Below are 12,508 nucleotides of genomic sequence, written 5' to 3'. Positions count from 1 at the left end.
ACGCCCGGACACCCCGACTTCAGGAAAACCGAGTGGATCACAGTGCCTACCTGGCGACGCGGACGCCAGTCGCCGCCGCTACCCGCCGGGTCAGAACCACTGGCGTACGCGCACCGACGCGCCGCCGCCGTTGTCGCCGAGGTTGGGATCGTTGAAGGTGAACATGAGATGTGGCCGGCGGTCGATGCTGTTGCCGAGGAAGAGCAGGCACCCGCTGTCCGCGCCGACCGGGAACCAACGGCTCTGGCCGTAGATCCGGCCGTTCTTCAGCACCAGCATCTCGCCGTCGGTGACCCGCGCGATCAGGGCGTAGCGGGGCGCGTCGGGTGCCGGCCATTCGCCGTTGTCCGGCGGCAGCGGCAGCTCACCGGCGACGTTCTTGGTGGTGCCCCAGAAGTCGATCCGCACGTTGCCGGTCGCCGTGATCCGGAACGCGTCGCTGCGGACGACACCGGCGGGTGTGCTCCAGCCGGTGTGGACGTTGCCGGGTGCCGACCAGGGGGCCGGGTCCTGGAACCGTGGTGTGGTCGAGTCGTAGCAACCGTCCAGGTCGGCGGCGGCGGGAGCAGCCGGCACCAGCACCGCGCCGGCGACCAGGACGAGCACGGCAAGGACGGACAGTCGGGGCCTGATGCGCACGTGACCTCCAGCGGACGGCCGGCGGGAAGCCGGCACTCGCCGCCATCGTGGCGGGCGCCGGCAACCCCGGCACGCGACCACCGCTTTGCAAGGCAGGTGCCGTGCGGATCAGTTCGTGAGGTCGAACTGGCCGTCCTTGACGCCGCTCACGAAGGCCGTCCACCGGGCGGCGCTGTAAATGATCGTCCCGGCGTCCCGCGCCTTGCTGTCCCGCACCGCCACCCGACCTGAACCGTCAAGGAACGGCCCCGCCTCGACACAGTTGCCACCGTTGTCAGGGCTCTTGGTGCTGATGTGCCAAGCCACGTCAGGGATGGTCTCGCTCATGACAGCTCCTCCGCCATTGCTGAGAGCAGCTTTGCCGACTCGCTCGCGCTGAGTGCGGCCTCCCGGAGCCGATCGTACGCGCGGACGTAACGCAGAGCTTTGTCCGACTCTACGAACAGCCGACCGCCAAGGGTCTCGGCGTGCGCGACGTCGGTGTACGGCGGGGGCATCTTGAACAGCCAGAACGTGCCGTCCAGACCGGCGTGCAGCCCGAGAGTGGCGGGAAGGACCCGGATCTCGACCGTCGGTTTCCTCGCCGATCGCACAAGGTGGGCGAGCTGGGCGGCCATCACTCCCCGGGTCATCACCGGTCGTCGCAACGCCGTCTCTTCGACGATCACCGCCAGTCTGGTGGGCGACGGCCCGTCGAGTAGCCGCTGCCGGTCCATGCGGAGTTGGACCCACTTGCGAATCTGAACTTCGCTGGTCGAGCTGGGTTCCGCGTTCCTGATGACCGCCTCGGCGTAGTCCCTGGTCTGAAGGAGGCCGGGTATGAGCAGCGAAGCGTAGGTGCATACCTGCTCCGCTCGCGACTCCAACCACGGGAAGTCGATGAACGAGGTGTCGTAGATGGTTCCGCCGAGGTCGTTGTCCCACCGGTCGATCCGCCAGGCATCCTGCGCCAGTTGAATGAGTCGGTCACGCTCACGCTCGTCGTACACGCCGTAGAGGTCGAGCAATTCGACCACGAGGTCGCGGCGGAAGGGCCATTCAGCTCGTTCGTACCGGGCCAGCGACGAGAAGTCCCGCTCCAGGTACTGGGCGACGTACTTGAGCGTCAGACCGCGCCGTTCTCGCAGCTCACGCATCTGTTGACCGAGCCACTGAGCACGAAGCGTCCGGACGAAGGCCTCCTTCTTCGCGGCCATTCTCACCTCTCACGCACCCGTCGAGAAAAGGATCCGTTGGTGTCGTTGCACCAATACCGAAGCCACTGGAAATGTGGTCTTCGGGTGAGGGTGATCACCGACCCCCGGGGACGCCCGGTGCAAGTGCGGCAACCGCGGCTGTGCCAACAGCCGAGAAGGTGACGAGAGACGGCTTCGCGTGTGGCAGACGCATACCGGCTCTCGTCGGGTCTCAACATGGAGCCACGTCACGCGCGCATTCTCGGCTCCGACCGACTTGACGAATACCTATCACGGAGAAGTGGGTCTTCGCGACCCTGCCTGTCCGCGATTCGACACCACCCACCGGCAGCCCGGTGGCCGTACTCGCCGATCGAGGCTGCGGTCGCCGGGCGGGGCGGCCCTGCCCGGAACTCCCCCTCCGCCAGGGCCGCCCCCTCCCACAACGAAGGAGCCGACCGATGAACCGAGGCACCGTCTACGGCGGCGCACCGCCCCGGCTGCATCCGCGTCACGTCCGCGACCGCCAGTTCTCCACCGTCAGCTTTGGTCGGCGCGGCCTGGACCCTCAGGAGGTTCGGCAGTTCCTGCACCGGGTCGCACTCGAACTGGCTGCCCTGAACCAGGACGTCGCCCGGCTCAACGACGAGAACATCCGCATCAAGCGTGCGCTGCGCGACTGGCAGAGCGCCCAGGCGCAGCGGAGGATGTCGTGACGCCGGGGGCACGCCGGCAACCCGGCGTGGTCTTCGTGCCGCTGCCGCAGGCCGCGGTCGAGGCCGTCGCCAGGTCGGACGACGCCCCGGCACGCCACGTGATCCACCTGCCGGTGACGATCCCCGTGCTGGCCGACGCACTCCGCTTCGCGTACACGTTCGCCCGTTCAGTGGCCCTGGTACCGGGGATCGAGGTGGCGGGCACGACCGTCTCCGCCGAGGACATCCAGCACGTACGGCACTGGGTGTTCTGCGACCGGATCATGCCGGACCGGAGCCGGTGTGCCCGCCGGGCCGACCACGGCGGTCCGTGCGAGCCGGCCGCGCGAGCTTCGTGAGGTCAGAGCGGGACGGGGTCCACGATCATCAGCTCGCCGACCTGGTCGCCGATCTGGCCGCGCGCCTCGGTCGGCAGGCCCGCGTCGGTGACCAGCACGTCCGCGTCCTCCAGCGGCGCGATGGTGGCGATGCCGATCGTCTCCCACTTGGTGTGGTCGGCGAGCACCACCAGCCGCCGGGACGCGGCGATCAGGGCGCGGTTCACCCCGGCCTCCAGCAGGTTCGGGGTGGTGAAACCGGTGCGTGGGCTCATCCCGTGTACGCCGAGGAAGAGCAGGTCCACGTTGAGCGATCCGATGGCGGCCTCGGCGACCGGCCCGGTCAGCGCGTCCGACGGCGTACGGATGCCGCCGGTCAGCACGACCGTCTGGTCGGCGCGCGGGTTCTGGTAGAGGGCGTCGGCGACGGGGATCGAATTGGTCACCACGGTCAGCCCACGGACGTCGGCGAGGAGCGCGGCCAGCGCGGCCGTGGTGGTGCCGGCGGAGAGCGCGATGGCCATGCCGGGCTCGACGAGCGACGCGGCCCGTTCGGCGATGGCCCGCTTCTCCGCCTGCTGGCGCACCGACTTGGCCGCGAAGCCCGGTTCCTCGGCGGATCCCGGGCCGGCCAGCGTCGCGCCGCCGTGCACCTTGTCGACCAGCCCCCGCTCGGCCAGCACCTCCAGGTCGCGCCGGATGGTCATGTCCGAGACCCCGAACCGGCTCACCAGGTGACTGACGCGCACGCCGCCCCGCTGCCGGATCAGGTCGAGGATGGCGGTCTGCCGCTGCTGGGCGAGCATCGGACCTCCTTCGCGCGTCGAGGGGAAGAGTAACCAGCTCAGGCCGCGTCCGCGGCGCGGTCCCGCGGGTCGGGCGCCGGGTCCGCGTCGGCAACGGCCGTCGATGCCTCGGGTACGTCCTCCCGTACCACGGCAACCTCGCCGGGCGGGACGGTCAGCTCGCCGGCGCAGGACGCCCCGCCGAGCAGCTCGGTGCCGCCGGCAGCGAGCCGGACCTCCTCGCCGGTGTGGTTGAGGACGAACAGCCAGCTCCGCTCCCCGGCACGGCGCCGGACCACCTCGACGCCGGGCGGCGCTTCGACCGGCGGCCGCACCCCGGCCTCGGTGACCAGCCGCGCCACGAGGCGGTCCGTCGCCGCGCCGTCCAGACGGGTGCCGACGTACCAGGCGGCGCCCGCGCCGACCGAGTGCCGGGTCACCGCCGGCACGCCCGGCAGCGGCCCGTCGGCGTACGCGGCGAGCACCTCGGCGCCCTCGGCGTGCAGCCACTCGGTCCACACGTCGGCGATCGAACCGTCGTCCAGGTTGACCCGCTCCCCTGTCCGTAGCGGGAAGAACTCCTCCACGCGGACGCCGAGCAGGTCGCGGAACGCACCGGGATATCCGCCGAGCCGGATGTGGTCGTTCTCGTCGACGATGCCGCTGAAGTAGGTGACCAGGGCCGTCCCGCCCGCCTCGACGAAGGCGCGCAGCGCGGCGGCGTGCGCGTCCCGCACCAGGTACAGGGTGGGCACCAGCACCAGGCGGTAGCCGGACAGGTCGGCGGAGGGGTGCACGACGTCCGCGGTGATGCCGGCCCGCCACAACGACCCGTAGAGCGCCCCGAGCCGGTCGGCGTACGTGACGTCGACGCTGGGGTGGGAATCCAACTCGACCCCCCACCACGCCTCGTAGTCGAACAGGATCGCCACCTCGGCGTCCACCCGGCTGCCGATCACCTCCGACAGCGCCGCGAGGTCGGCGCCGAGCCGGCACACCTCGCGGAACACCTTGGTGTCCGGGCCGGCGTGCGGCACGAGCGCGGAGTGGAACTTCTCCGCACCGGCCCGCGACGCCCGCCACTGGAAGAACAGCACCCCGTCGGCGCCGCGCGCGACGTGCGCGAGGCTGTTGCGCCGCAGCTGCCCGGGGGTCTTGGCGACGTTGCGCGGCTGCCAGTTGACCGCGCTGGTGGAGTGCTCCATCAGCAGCCACGGCTCGCCGCCGGCCACGCCGCGGGTGTGGTCGGCGGCGAGCGCCAGCCCGACGTGCGACTCCGGGTCGGCGGCGGTCAGGTAGTGGTCGTTGGCGACGACGTCCACGTCGGACGCCCACGAGTGGTAGTCCAGGTACTTGATGCCGGTGCCGATCATGAAGTTCGTCGTGGCCGGCTGGGTCACCAGCCGGGCCAGCACCGCCCGCTCGGCCCGGAGCTGGGCGCGCTGCTCCTCCGAGGAGAAGCGCAGGAAGTCGAGCTGCTGGGTGGGGTTGGCGAAGGTCGGGGCGAGCCGGGGCGGGTTGACCTGCGCCCAGTCCCCGTAGCGCTGGCTCCAGAACGCGGTGCCCCAGGCGTCGTTGAGCGCGTCCAGGGTGGCGTAGCGGTCCCGCAGCCACTCCCGGAACGCCTCGGCGCTGACGTCGCAGTAGCAGTGCACGTTGTGGCACCCCAACTCGTTGGAGACGTGCCACATGACCACGGCCGGGTGGTCCGCGTACCGGGTGGCGACCGCCTCGACCAGGGCGAGCGACCGCTCCCGGAACACCGGCGAGCTGGGGCAGTACGCCTGCCGGCCGCCCGGCGAGAGGATCGCGCCGTCGGCGCGCCGGGGCAGCGTCTCCGGGTGCCGGTGGGCCAGCCAGGGTGGCGGGCTGGCGGTGGCGGTGGCCAGGTCGACCGCGATGCCGCCGTCGTGCAGCAGGTCCAGCACCCGGTCGAGCCGGCCGAACTCGTACCGGCCCGGCTCGGGTTCGAGCAGGGCCCAGGAGAAGATGCCCACGGAGACCAGGTTGACGCCGGCGCGGCGCATCAGCGCGACGTCCTCGACCCAGGTCTCCTCGGGCCACTGCTCCGGGTTGTAGTCGCCGCCGAAGAAGATTCGCTCACCCTGCCACCGCCGCATGACAGCAGAGGGTGCCCCCGGGAGAGCCGCAAGTCAACACTTTCCAACATCGACAGAGTTTCCAACGTTTACCTCGTAACAGGCTTGTCACGACTGGGTTATCCGGGTGGTACACCCCTCTTGACAGCGCCTCGGAGGCGAGTAGCTTGAGCGGCCACTGGCAGTTCGTGTTCGCCAATGTGGGTTCACGGTGGATCGACATGTGGGATCACGACGGGTGGTTACTGCCAGCCGAGGCCCTCGGGCGCAGCACCTTCTCATCCGCAGGAGGCACCATGTCCCGTCCCCGATCCCAAGCCGAGTACCTCGCCCGGCTCGTACCCCCCTCGGTCGCCGGCCTCCGCCGCCGCTCGCTGCTCGCGGGCGCCGCCGGCTCCGGCGCGCTGCTCGGCACCGGCCTGCTCGCCGGCTGCGGCGGTGACGACTCGGGCGGCTCGGGCTCCAAGACGGTGTCGCTCGGCTCCAACCAGTCCGACCCGAAGCCGAAGGAGGTCATCGCCAAGGTCGTGGACGGCTTCCAGACCTCGTCCGGCCTCCAGGTCTCGGTCAACACCGTCGACCACAACACCTACCAGGAGAACATCAACAACTACCTCCAGGGCAAGCCGGACGACGTCTTCATGTGGTTCGCCGGCTACCGGATGCGGTTCTTCGCCGGACGCGGTCTCGCCGGCGACCTCTCCGACGTCTGGGGCAAGCTCTCCGGGATGTCGGACGCGTTCAAGAAGGCGTCCACCGGCGACGACGGCAAGCAGTACCTCGTCCCCTCGTCGTACTACCCGTGGGCGCTCTTCTACCGGAAGTCGGTGTGGCAGCAGAACGGCTACCAGGTGCCCAAGACGCTCGACGAGCTGACCGCCCTCTCCGCCGAGATGAAGAAGGACGGCCTGGTCCCGATCGCGTTCGCCGACAAGGACGGCTGGCCGGCGATGGGCACCTTCGACATCCTCAACCTGCGGATCAACGGCTACCAGTTCCACGTCGACCTGATGGCCGGCAAGGAGGCGTGGACCTCCGACAAGGTGAAGAAGGTCTTCGACACCTGGCGGGGCCTGCTGCCGCTGCACCAGCCGGACAGCCTCGGCCGCACCTGGCAGGAGGCGGCCCAGTCGCTCCAGCAGAAGAAGAGCGGCATGTACCTGCTCGGCCTCTTCGTCGCCCAGCAGTTCAACAACGACGAGCAGGACGACCTGGACTTCTTCACGTTCCCCGAGATCGACCCGTCGATCGGGGCGAAGGCCCTGGACGCGCCGATCGACGGCTACATGATGGCCCGCCGGCCGAAGGAGGAGGCGAACGCCAAGAAGTTGCTGGAGTACGTCGGCTCCAAGGCCGCCGCGGACATCACCGTGAAGAACGACCCGAGCACCCTGGTCGCCAACGGCGAGGCGGACACCAGCGGCTACACCGCGCTCCAGAAGAAGGCCGCCGAGCTGGTGGGCTCGGCCACCGAGATCGCCCAGTTCCTCGACCGGGACACCCGGCCGGACTTCGCCTCGACCGTGATGATCCCGGCGCTGCAGCAGTTCATCAAGGACCCGACCGACATCGACGGGCTCACGAACAGCATCGAGAACCAGAAGAAGTCGATCTTCACCGACTGACGGCGGAAGGGGGAGGACATCGTGTCCGACCTGCCCCTGGTCCAAGCGGACCGCGCCGTACCGCCGCCGGTCGCGACCACCACCACCGGTGGGCGCGGCCGCCGGCTACGGCTCCTGTCCCGCACCGACCGCGTGGTCATCGCGCTGATGGTGCTCGTCCCGCTGCTGCTCGTCGTCGCCCTCGTCTGGCTGCCCGCGCTGGCCACGGTGGCGCTGTCGGCCACCGACTGGGACGGCATCGGCCCGGTCAGCGAGATCGAGTTCGTCGGTGGCCGCAACTACTCCGACGTGGTGAACATCTACCCGCCGTTCGTCCCGGCCGTGCAGAACAACCTGCTCTGGCTGGCCGCGCTCTTCGTGGTGGCCACCCCGTTCGGGATGTTCCTGGCCGTCCTCCTCGACAAGGAACTGCGCGGCACCCGGTTCTACCAGACCGCGCTCTACCTGCCGGTCGTGCTCTCCCTCGCGCTGATCGGCTTCGTCTGGCAGCTCATCTACTCGCGCGACCAGGGCCTGCTCAACGGCGTCTTCGGCAGCGACGTCGACTGGTACGGCGACCCGGACGTCAACATCTGGGCGGTGCTGGTCGCGGCCGGGTGGCGGCACGTCGGCTACATCATGCTGCTGTACCTGGCCGGGCTGAAGGGTGTGGACCCGTCGCTGCGGGAGGCCGCCGCCGTCGACGGCGCCTCGGAGACCAGCACCTTCTTCCGGGTGGTCTTCCCGGTCATGCGCCCGATCAACATCATCGTGCTGGTGGTGACCGTGATCGAGTCGCTGCGGGCGTTCGACCTGGTCTGGGTCATCAACAAGGGCCGCAACGGTCTGGAGCTGATCTCCGCGCTGGTCACCGCGAACGTGGTCGGCGAGGCCAGCCGGATCGGCTTCGGCTCGGCGCTGGCGACCATCATGCTGGTCGTCTCGCTGGTCTTCATCACCGTCTACCTGGCCACCGTCATGAGGGAGGACCGGCGATGAGCACCACCGCGATGATGAGCCGGGGCGAGGAGGTCACCGCGCCGGCCCCGGCCCGCCGGCCGCTGCGCCCGGCCCGGGTGCTGCTGCACGTCTTCCTCGCCGCCGTGGCGGTGAGCTGGCTGTTCCCGATCCTGTGGGCCGTGCTCACCTCGCTGCGCTCGTACCAGTACACCGCCGCCAACGGCTACGTCTCGCTCGGCGGCTGGACCTTCGACAACTACGTCACCGCGTGGCGGACCGCCGAGTTCGGGCAGCACTTCCTCAACTCGGTGTACATCACCGTGCCGGCGGTGCTGCTGACGCTCTTCCTCGCCTCGTGCGTCGCGTTCGTCATCGCGCGGTTCAGTTGGCGTACCAACCTGATCCTGCTCGGCCTGTTCACCGCGGCGAACCTGCTGCCCCAGCAGGCCCTGCTGATCCCGCTGTTCCGCCTCTTCACCCAGGTGCCGCTGCCGGAGTTCATGAGCGACTCCGAGCTGCTGTACGACAGCTACTGGGGACTGATCCTGGTCAACGTCGCCTTCCAGTGCGGCTTCTGCGTGTTCGTGCTGAGCAACTACATGAAGGCGCTCCCCCGTGACCTGTACGAGGCGGCGATGGTCGACGGGGCGAGCGTGTGGCGGCAGTACTGGCAGGTGACCATGCCGCTGTGCCGGCCCGCCCTCGCGGCCCTGGCGACGCTGGAGGTGACCTGGATCTACAACGAGTTCTTCTGGGCCACCGTCCTCATGCGGACCGGCGACAAGTTCCCGGTCACCAGTTCGCTCAACAACCTGCGCGGCGAGTTCTTCACCGACAACAACCTCGTCTCGGCCGGCTCGGTGCTGGTCGCGATCCCGACCCTGGTGATCTTCTTCCTGTTGCAGAAGCAGTTCGTCCGGGGCCTGACCCTGGGAGCAAGCAAGGGATGACGATCCTGCACCTGCGCCGCGCGCGGACCAGCCTGGTGCTCGACGCGCGCGGGTGCGGCCTGCCGCGCGTGGTCCACTGGGGCGCCGACCTGGGCCCGCTCGCCGACGAGGACCTGGCGACCCTGGTCGCCGCGACCGTACCGCCGGTGGTGCCGAGCAGCTTCGACGCGCCGACCGTGCTGTCCCTGCTGCCGGAGCCGGGCGCCGGATGGAGCGGCCGGCCGGCGCTGGCCGGGCACCGCGACGGCGCGGCCTGGTCCACGGCGTTCCGCCTGGACGGCGTCGACGCCGTGGACGATGCCTCGGACCCGAGCCGCGTGGCTTCGGGCGGGGAGGCGGTGCGCGTATCCGACGAGGAGCGGGACCACGACGGGGCCGGCGCGGCGCGGGTGACCGTGCGGGCGTCGGACCCGGCCGCCGGCCTGTCCCTCACCGTCGAGCTGGCGCTGGACCCGCACGGCGTGCTGACCGTGCGGCACCGGCTGCGCAACGACGGCACCACCGGCTACGAGCTGCGGGAGCTGACGCCGGTGCTGCCGGTGCCGGCGGCCGCCACCGAACTGCTCGACCTGACCGGCCGGTGGTGCCGGGAACGGTCCCCGCAGCGGCATCCGTGGCCGATGGGCACCTGGGTACGCGAGGGCCGGCACGGCCGCACCGGCCACGACGCCACGCTGCTGCTGGTGGCCGGCACGCCCGGGTTCGGGTTCGGGCACGGCGAGGTGTGGGCGGTGCACACCGCCTGGAGCGGTGACCACGTGACCTTCGCGGAGCGCCGGCCCACCGGCGACTCGATCCTCGGTGGCGGCGAGCTGCTGGCTCCCGGCGAGGTGGTGCTCGCGCCAGGCGCCGAGTACGCCACCCCGCTGCTCTACGCCGCCTGGTCCGACACCGGGCTGGACGGGCTCAGCGACGCCCTGCACCGGCACGTGCGTGACCGGCCGACCCACCCGCGAACGCCCCGGCCGGTCACGCTCAACGTGTGGGAGGCGGTCTACTTCGACCACGACCTGGACCGGTTGCGCGCCCTCGCCGACCGCGCGGCCGAGGTCGGGGTGGAACGGTTCGTCCTCGACGACGGCTGGTTCCGGGGCCGGCGGCACGACCACGCCGGCCTCGGGGACTGGTACGTCGACGAGGAGGTCTGGCCGGACGGCCTGACGCCGCTCGTCGACCACGTGACCGGCCACGGGATGGCGTTCGGGCTGTGGGTCGAGCCGGAGATGGTCAACCCCGACTCGGACCTGTTCCGCGCCCACCCCGAGTGGGTGCTCGCGGTGCCCGGCCGGCTGCCGCCGGAGTGGCGGCACCAGCAGGTGCTCGACATCGCCCACCCGGAGGCGTACGCCTACCTGCTCGGACGGCTCGACGCCCTGCTCACCGAGCATCCAGGAATCAGCTACCTGAAGTGGGACCACAACCGGGACCTCACCGAGGCCGGCCACCACGGCCGGCCGGGCGTGCACGAGCAGACCCTCGCGGTCTACCGGCTCCTCGACGAGCTGCGCGCCCGGCACCCGCGCGTCGAGATCGAGAGCTGCGCCTCCGGCGGCGCCCGGGTCGACCTGGAGATCCTGCGCCGCACCGACCGGGTCTGGGCCAGCGACTGCAACGACGCCCTCGAACGGCTGGCCATCCAGCGCTGGACCGGGCTGCTGCTGCCGCCCGAACTGGTCGGCACCCACGTCGGGCCGGAGCGGTCGCACACCACCCACCGCGTCCACGACCTGGGCTTCCGGGCGGCGACCGCGCTCTTCGGCCACCACGGCATCGAGTGGGACATCGGCGCGATCAGTGCCGACGAGCGCCGGGAGCTGGCCGCCTGGGTGGCCCTGCACAAGCGGCTCCGCCCGCTGCTGCACGCCGGGCGGGTGGTCCGGGTCGACCACCCGGACCCGGCCGTCTGGGCGCACGGCGTGGTCGCCCACGACGGTTCCCGGGCCGTGTACGCGGTGGCGCGGCTGGCCACCTCGGTTGCCCAGGTGCCGGGCCCGGTCCGGCTCCCCGGCCTGGACCGGACCCGGCGGTACGCGGTCCGCCCGGCCGCGGGCGTGCCCGAACCGGCGGTGCTCCAGATGACCGAACCGGGCTGGCTGGTCGCCGGTGGCGCCACCCTGACCGGTGCGGTGCTCGCCTCGGTCGGGCTCCAGGTGCCGGCGCTGCACCCGGAGCAGGCGCTGCTGCTGGAGGTCACCGCGCTCGACTGAGTTTCCCCGAGATTTTTCCGCGCCGGATGTCGAGCGGCGGCGCGTCGGCTTCTACCTACGGGTGAGAGCACCGACGACGGTGCCCGAGACCCGAGGAGCCAGACGTGAAGTACATGTTGCTCATGCAGTTCAGCGCCGCCGGCACCGACTTCCCGCCGATCCACACCTGGACGCCGGAGGAGATCCGCGCGCACATCCGGTTCATGGGGGAGGTCAACGCGAAGCTGGTCGCCGACGGTGAGTGGGTCCAGGGGGAAGGACTCGGCGGGCCGGCGCAGGCGAAGATCGTCCGGGCCGGCAGCGGTGGCGAGCCCGTCGTCACCGAGGGGCCGTTCGCCGAGACCAAGGAGTTCCTCGCCGGCTGGTGGATCGTGGACGTCGACAGCCCCGAGCGGGCCGTGGCGATCGCCGCGCACACCTCCACCGCGCCCGGTTCGGGCGGCCGGCCGCTGAACATGCCGATCGAGGTGCACCCGGTGATGTCCGCCCCGCCCGAGGAGCTGTGACACCTGGACACGGTTGACCGTGACGTCGAGGACCTGCTGCGCGACCTGGCGCCGCAGGTCCTCGGCGTGCTCGCCCGCCGCTTCGGCGACTTCGCCACCGCCGAGGACGCGGTGCAGGAGGCGCTGCTCGCCGCGGTGACACAGTGGCCGGGATGGAGGGGTATGGCTGCCCCGGCCGAGGACTCCTGGGGACGAGCGGTGCGCGACGAACTGGGCGGCCGGCGTGATGGGGCCGGGAGCGGTGGCCGGGCCCCACGTCCCGGCAGCCCTCGTGATGCGGCCGGGCGCGGTGGCCGGGCCCGCGTCCGGGCCCGGCCACCGGTGAACCGATCAGCTCGCGGTGCAGGTCACCGCGGGCCTGGCGTTGGTGCCGTTCCAGCTGCCGATGAAGCCGAAGCTGGTGCTGGCGCCGGCACCCAGCCGGCCGTTCCAGTCCACGTTGCGGGCGGTGACCGCCGACCCGCTGCTGGTCAGTGACGCGTTCCAGGACTGGCTGACCGTCTGGCCGTTGGCGAACGTCCACCGCACCGTCCAGCCCGTGATCCGCCAG

General features: G+C 71.0%; 12 protein-coding genes and 2 pseudogenes. 8 read left to right on the top strand and 6 right to left on the bottom strand.

Annotation, left to right across the window (positions count from 1 at the left end; all coding sequences use genetic code 11):
- Positions 1-90: 90 nt before the first annotated feature.
- The 3 genes from HCJ94_RS15875 to HCJ94_RS15865 all read right to left on the bottom strand — a co-directional run bounded on the left by HCJ94_RS15875 (position 91) and on the right by HCJ94_RS15865 (position 1,835).
- The gene (locus HCJ94_RS15875) at positions 91-639 is read right to left on the bottom strand and encodes a hypothetical protein (RefSeq protein WP_168001785.1); all 549 of its coding nucleotides are present in this window, start codon (positions 637-639) and stop codon (positions 91-93) included.
- 108 nt (positions 640-747) lie between these two features.
- The gene (locus HCJ94_RS15870) at positions 748-966 is read right to left on the bottom strand and encodes a DUF397 domain-containing protein (protein ID WP_168001784.1); all 219 of its coding nucleotides are present in this window, start codon (positions 964-966) and stop codon (positions 748-750) included.
- On the bottom strand, positions 963-1,835 hold the full coding sequence (locus HCJ94_RS15865; RefSeq protein WP_168001783.1) for a helix-turn-helix domain-containing protein: 873 nt from the start codon (positions 1,833-1,835) through the stop codon (positions 963-965). The genes HCJ94_RS15870 and HCJ94_RS15865 overlap by 4 nt, the downstream gene beginning before the upstream one ends.
- Positions 1,836-2,275: 440 nt before the next feature.
- Between HCJ94_RS15865 and HCJ94_RS15860 the strand changes: the two genes are divergently transcribed.
- Both HCJ94_RS15860 and HCJ94_RS15855 read left to right on the top strand, forming a co-directional pair.
- Positions 2,276-2,530, top strand: coding sequence for a DivIVA domain-containing protein (locus tag HCJ94_RS15860; protein WP_168001782.1), 255 nt, complete (start codon positions 2,276-2,278; stop codon positions 2,528-2,530).
- A 98-nt stretch (positions 2,531-2,628) separates the two neighbouring features.
- A complete protein-coding gene (locus HCJ94_RS15855; RefSeq protein WP_168001799.1) occupies positions 2,629-2,868 on the top strand; it encodes a hypothetical protein in 240 nt (79 codons plus the stop codon).
- A gap of 2 nt (positions 2,869-2,870) precedes the next feature.
- Here HCJ94_RS15855 and HCJ94_RS15850 read toward each other — a convergent pair whose 3' ends face one another.
- Both HCJ94_RS15850 and HCJ94_RS15845 read right to left on the bottom strand, forming a co-directional pair.
- Positions 2,871-3,653 (bottom strand): DeoR/GlpR family DNA-binding transcription regulator, encoded by a 783-nt coding sequence (locus HCJ94_RS15850; RefSeq protein ID WP_168001781.1) that lies wholly within the window; start codon positions 3,651-3,653, stop codon positions 2,871-2,873.
- 38 nt (positions 3,654-3,691) lie between these two features.
- Positions 3,692-5,752 carry a beta-galactosidase gene (locus tag HCJ94_RS15845; protein WP_168001780.1) on the bottom strand — a complete coding sequence of 687 codons (2,061 nt, stop codon included), beginning with the start codon at positions 5,750-5,752 and terminating at the stop codon, positions 3,692-3,694.
- 275 nt (positions 5,753-6,027) lie between these two features.
- Between HCJ94_RS15845 and HCJ94_RS15840 the strand changes: the two genes are divergently transcribed.
- From HCJ94_RS15840 to HCJ94_RS15815, 6 genes and pseudogenes are all read left to right on the top strand, one after another.
- Positions 6,028-7,356 (top strand): ABC transporter substrate-binding protein, encoded by a 1,329-nt coding sequence (locus tag HCJ94_RS15840; RefSeq protein ID WP_168001779.1) that lies wholly within the window; start codon positions 6,028-6,030, stop codon positions 7,354-7,356.
- A 21-nt stretch (positions 7,357-7,377) separates the two neighbouring features.
- On the top strand, positions 7,378-8,334 hold the full coding sequence (locus tag HCJ94_RS15835; RefSeq protein WP_168001778.1) for a carbohydrate ABC transporter permease: 957 nt from the start codon (positions 7,378-7,380) through the stop codon (positions 8,332-8,334).
- Entirely contained in the window at positions 8,331-9,245 is a 915-nt protein-coding gene (locus HCJ94_RS15830; protein WP_205801341.1) for a carbohydrate ABC transporter permease, read from the top strand. Before HCJ94_RS15835 ends, HCJ94_RS15830 begins: the two co-directional genes overlap by 4 nt.
- A complete protein-coding gene (locus tag HCJ94_RS15825) occupies positions 9,242-11,452 on the top strand; it encodes an alpha-galactosidase (protein WP_168001777.1) in 2,211 nt (736 codons plus the stop codon). Before HCJ94_RS15830 ends, HCJ94_RS15825 begins: the two co-directional genes overlap by 4 nt.
- 113 nt (positions 11,453-11,565) lie before the next feature.
- Positions 11,566-11,958: a YciI family protein gene (locus tag HCJ94_RS15820; RefSeq protein WP_168001797.1), complete on the top strand. Its 393-nt coding sequence runs from the start codon at positions 11,566-11,568 to the stop codon at positions 11,956-11,958.
- 3 nt (positions 11,959-11,961) lie between these two features.
- A pseudogene (locus tag HCJ94_RS15815) lies at positions 11,962-12,108 on the top strand (sigma factor); the annotation flags it as partial.
- 180 nt (positions 12,109-12,288) lie between these two features.
- Here the strand turns inward: HCJ94_RS15815 and HCJ94_RS15810 are convergent.
- Positions 12,289-12,504: pseudogene (locus HCJ94_RS15810) on the bottom strand (cellulose binding domain-containing protein); the annotation flags it as partial.
- Between the last annotated feature and the right edge of the window lie 4 nt (positions 12,505-12,508).

It is taken from the genome of Micromonospora thermarum (assembly GCF_012034245.1).
GTDB classification, from domain to species: domain Bacteria; phylum Actinomycetota; class Actinomycetes; order Mycobacteriales; family Micromonosporaceae; genus Micromonospora; species Micromonospora thermarum.
Note: the sequence above shows the minus strand (reverse complement) of the source record. Positions and strands in the feature narration are given on the sequence as shown.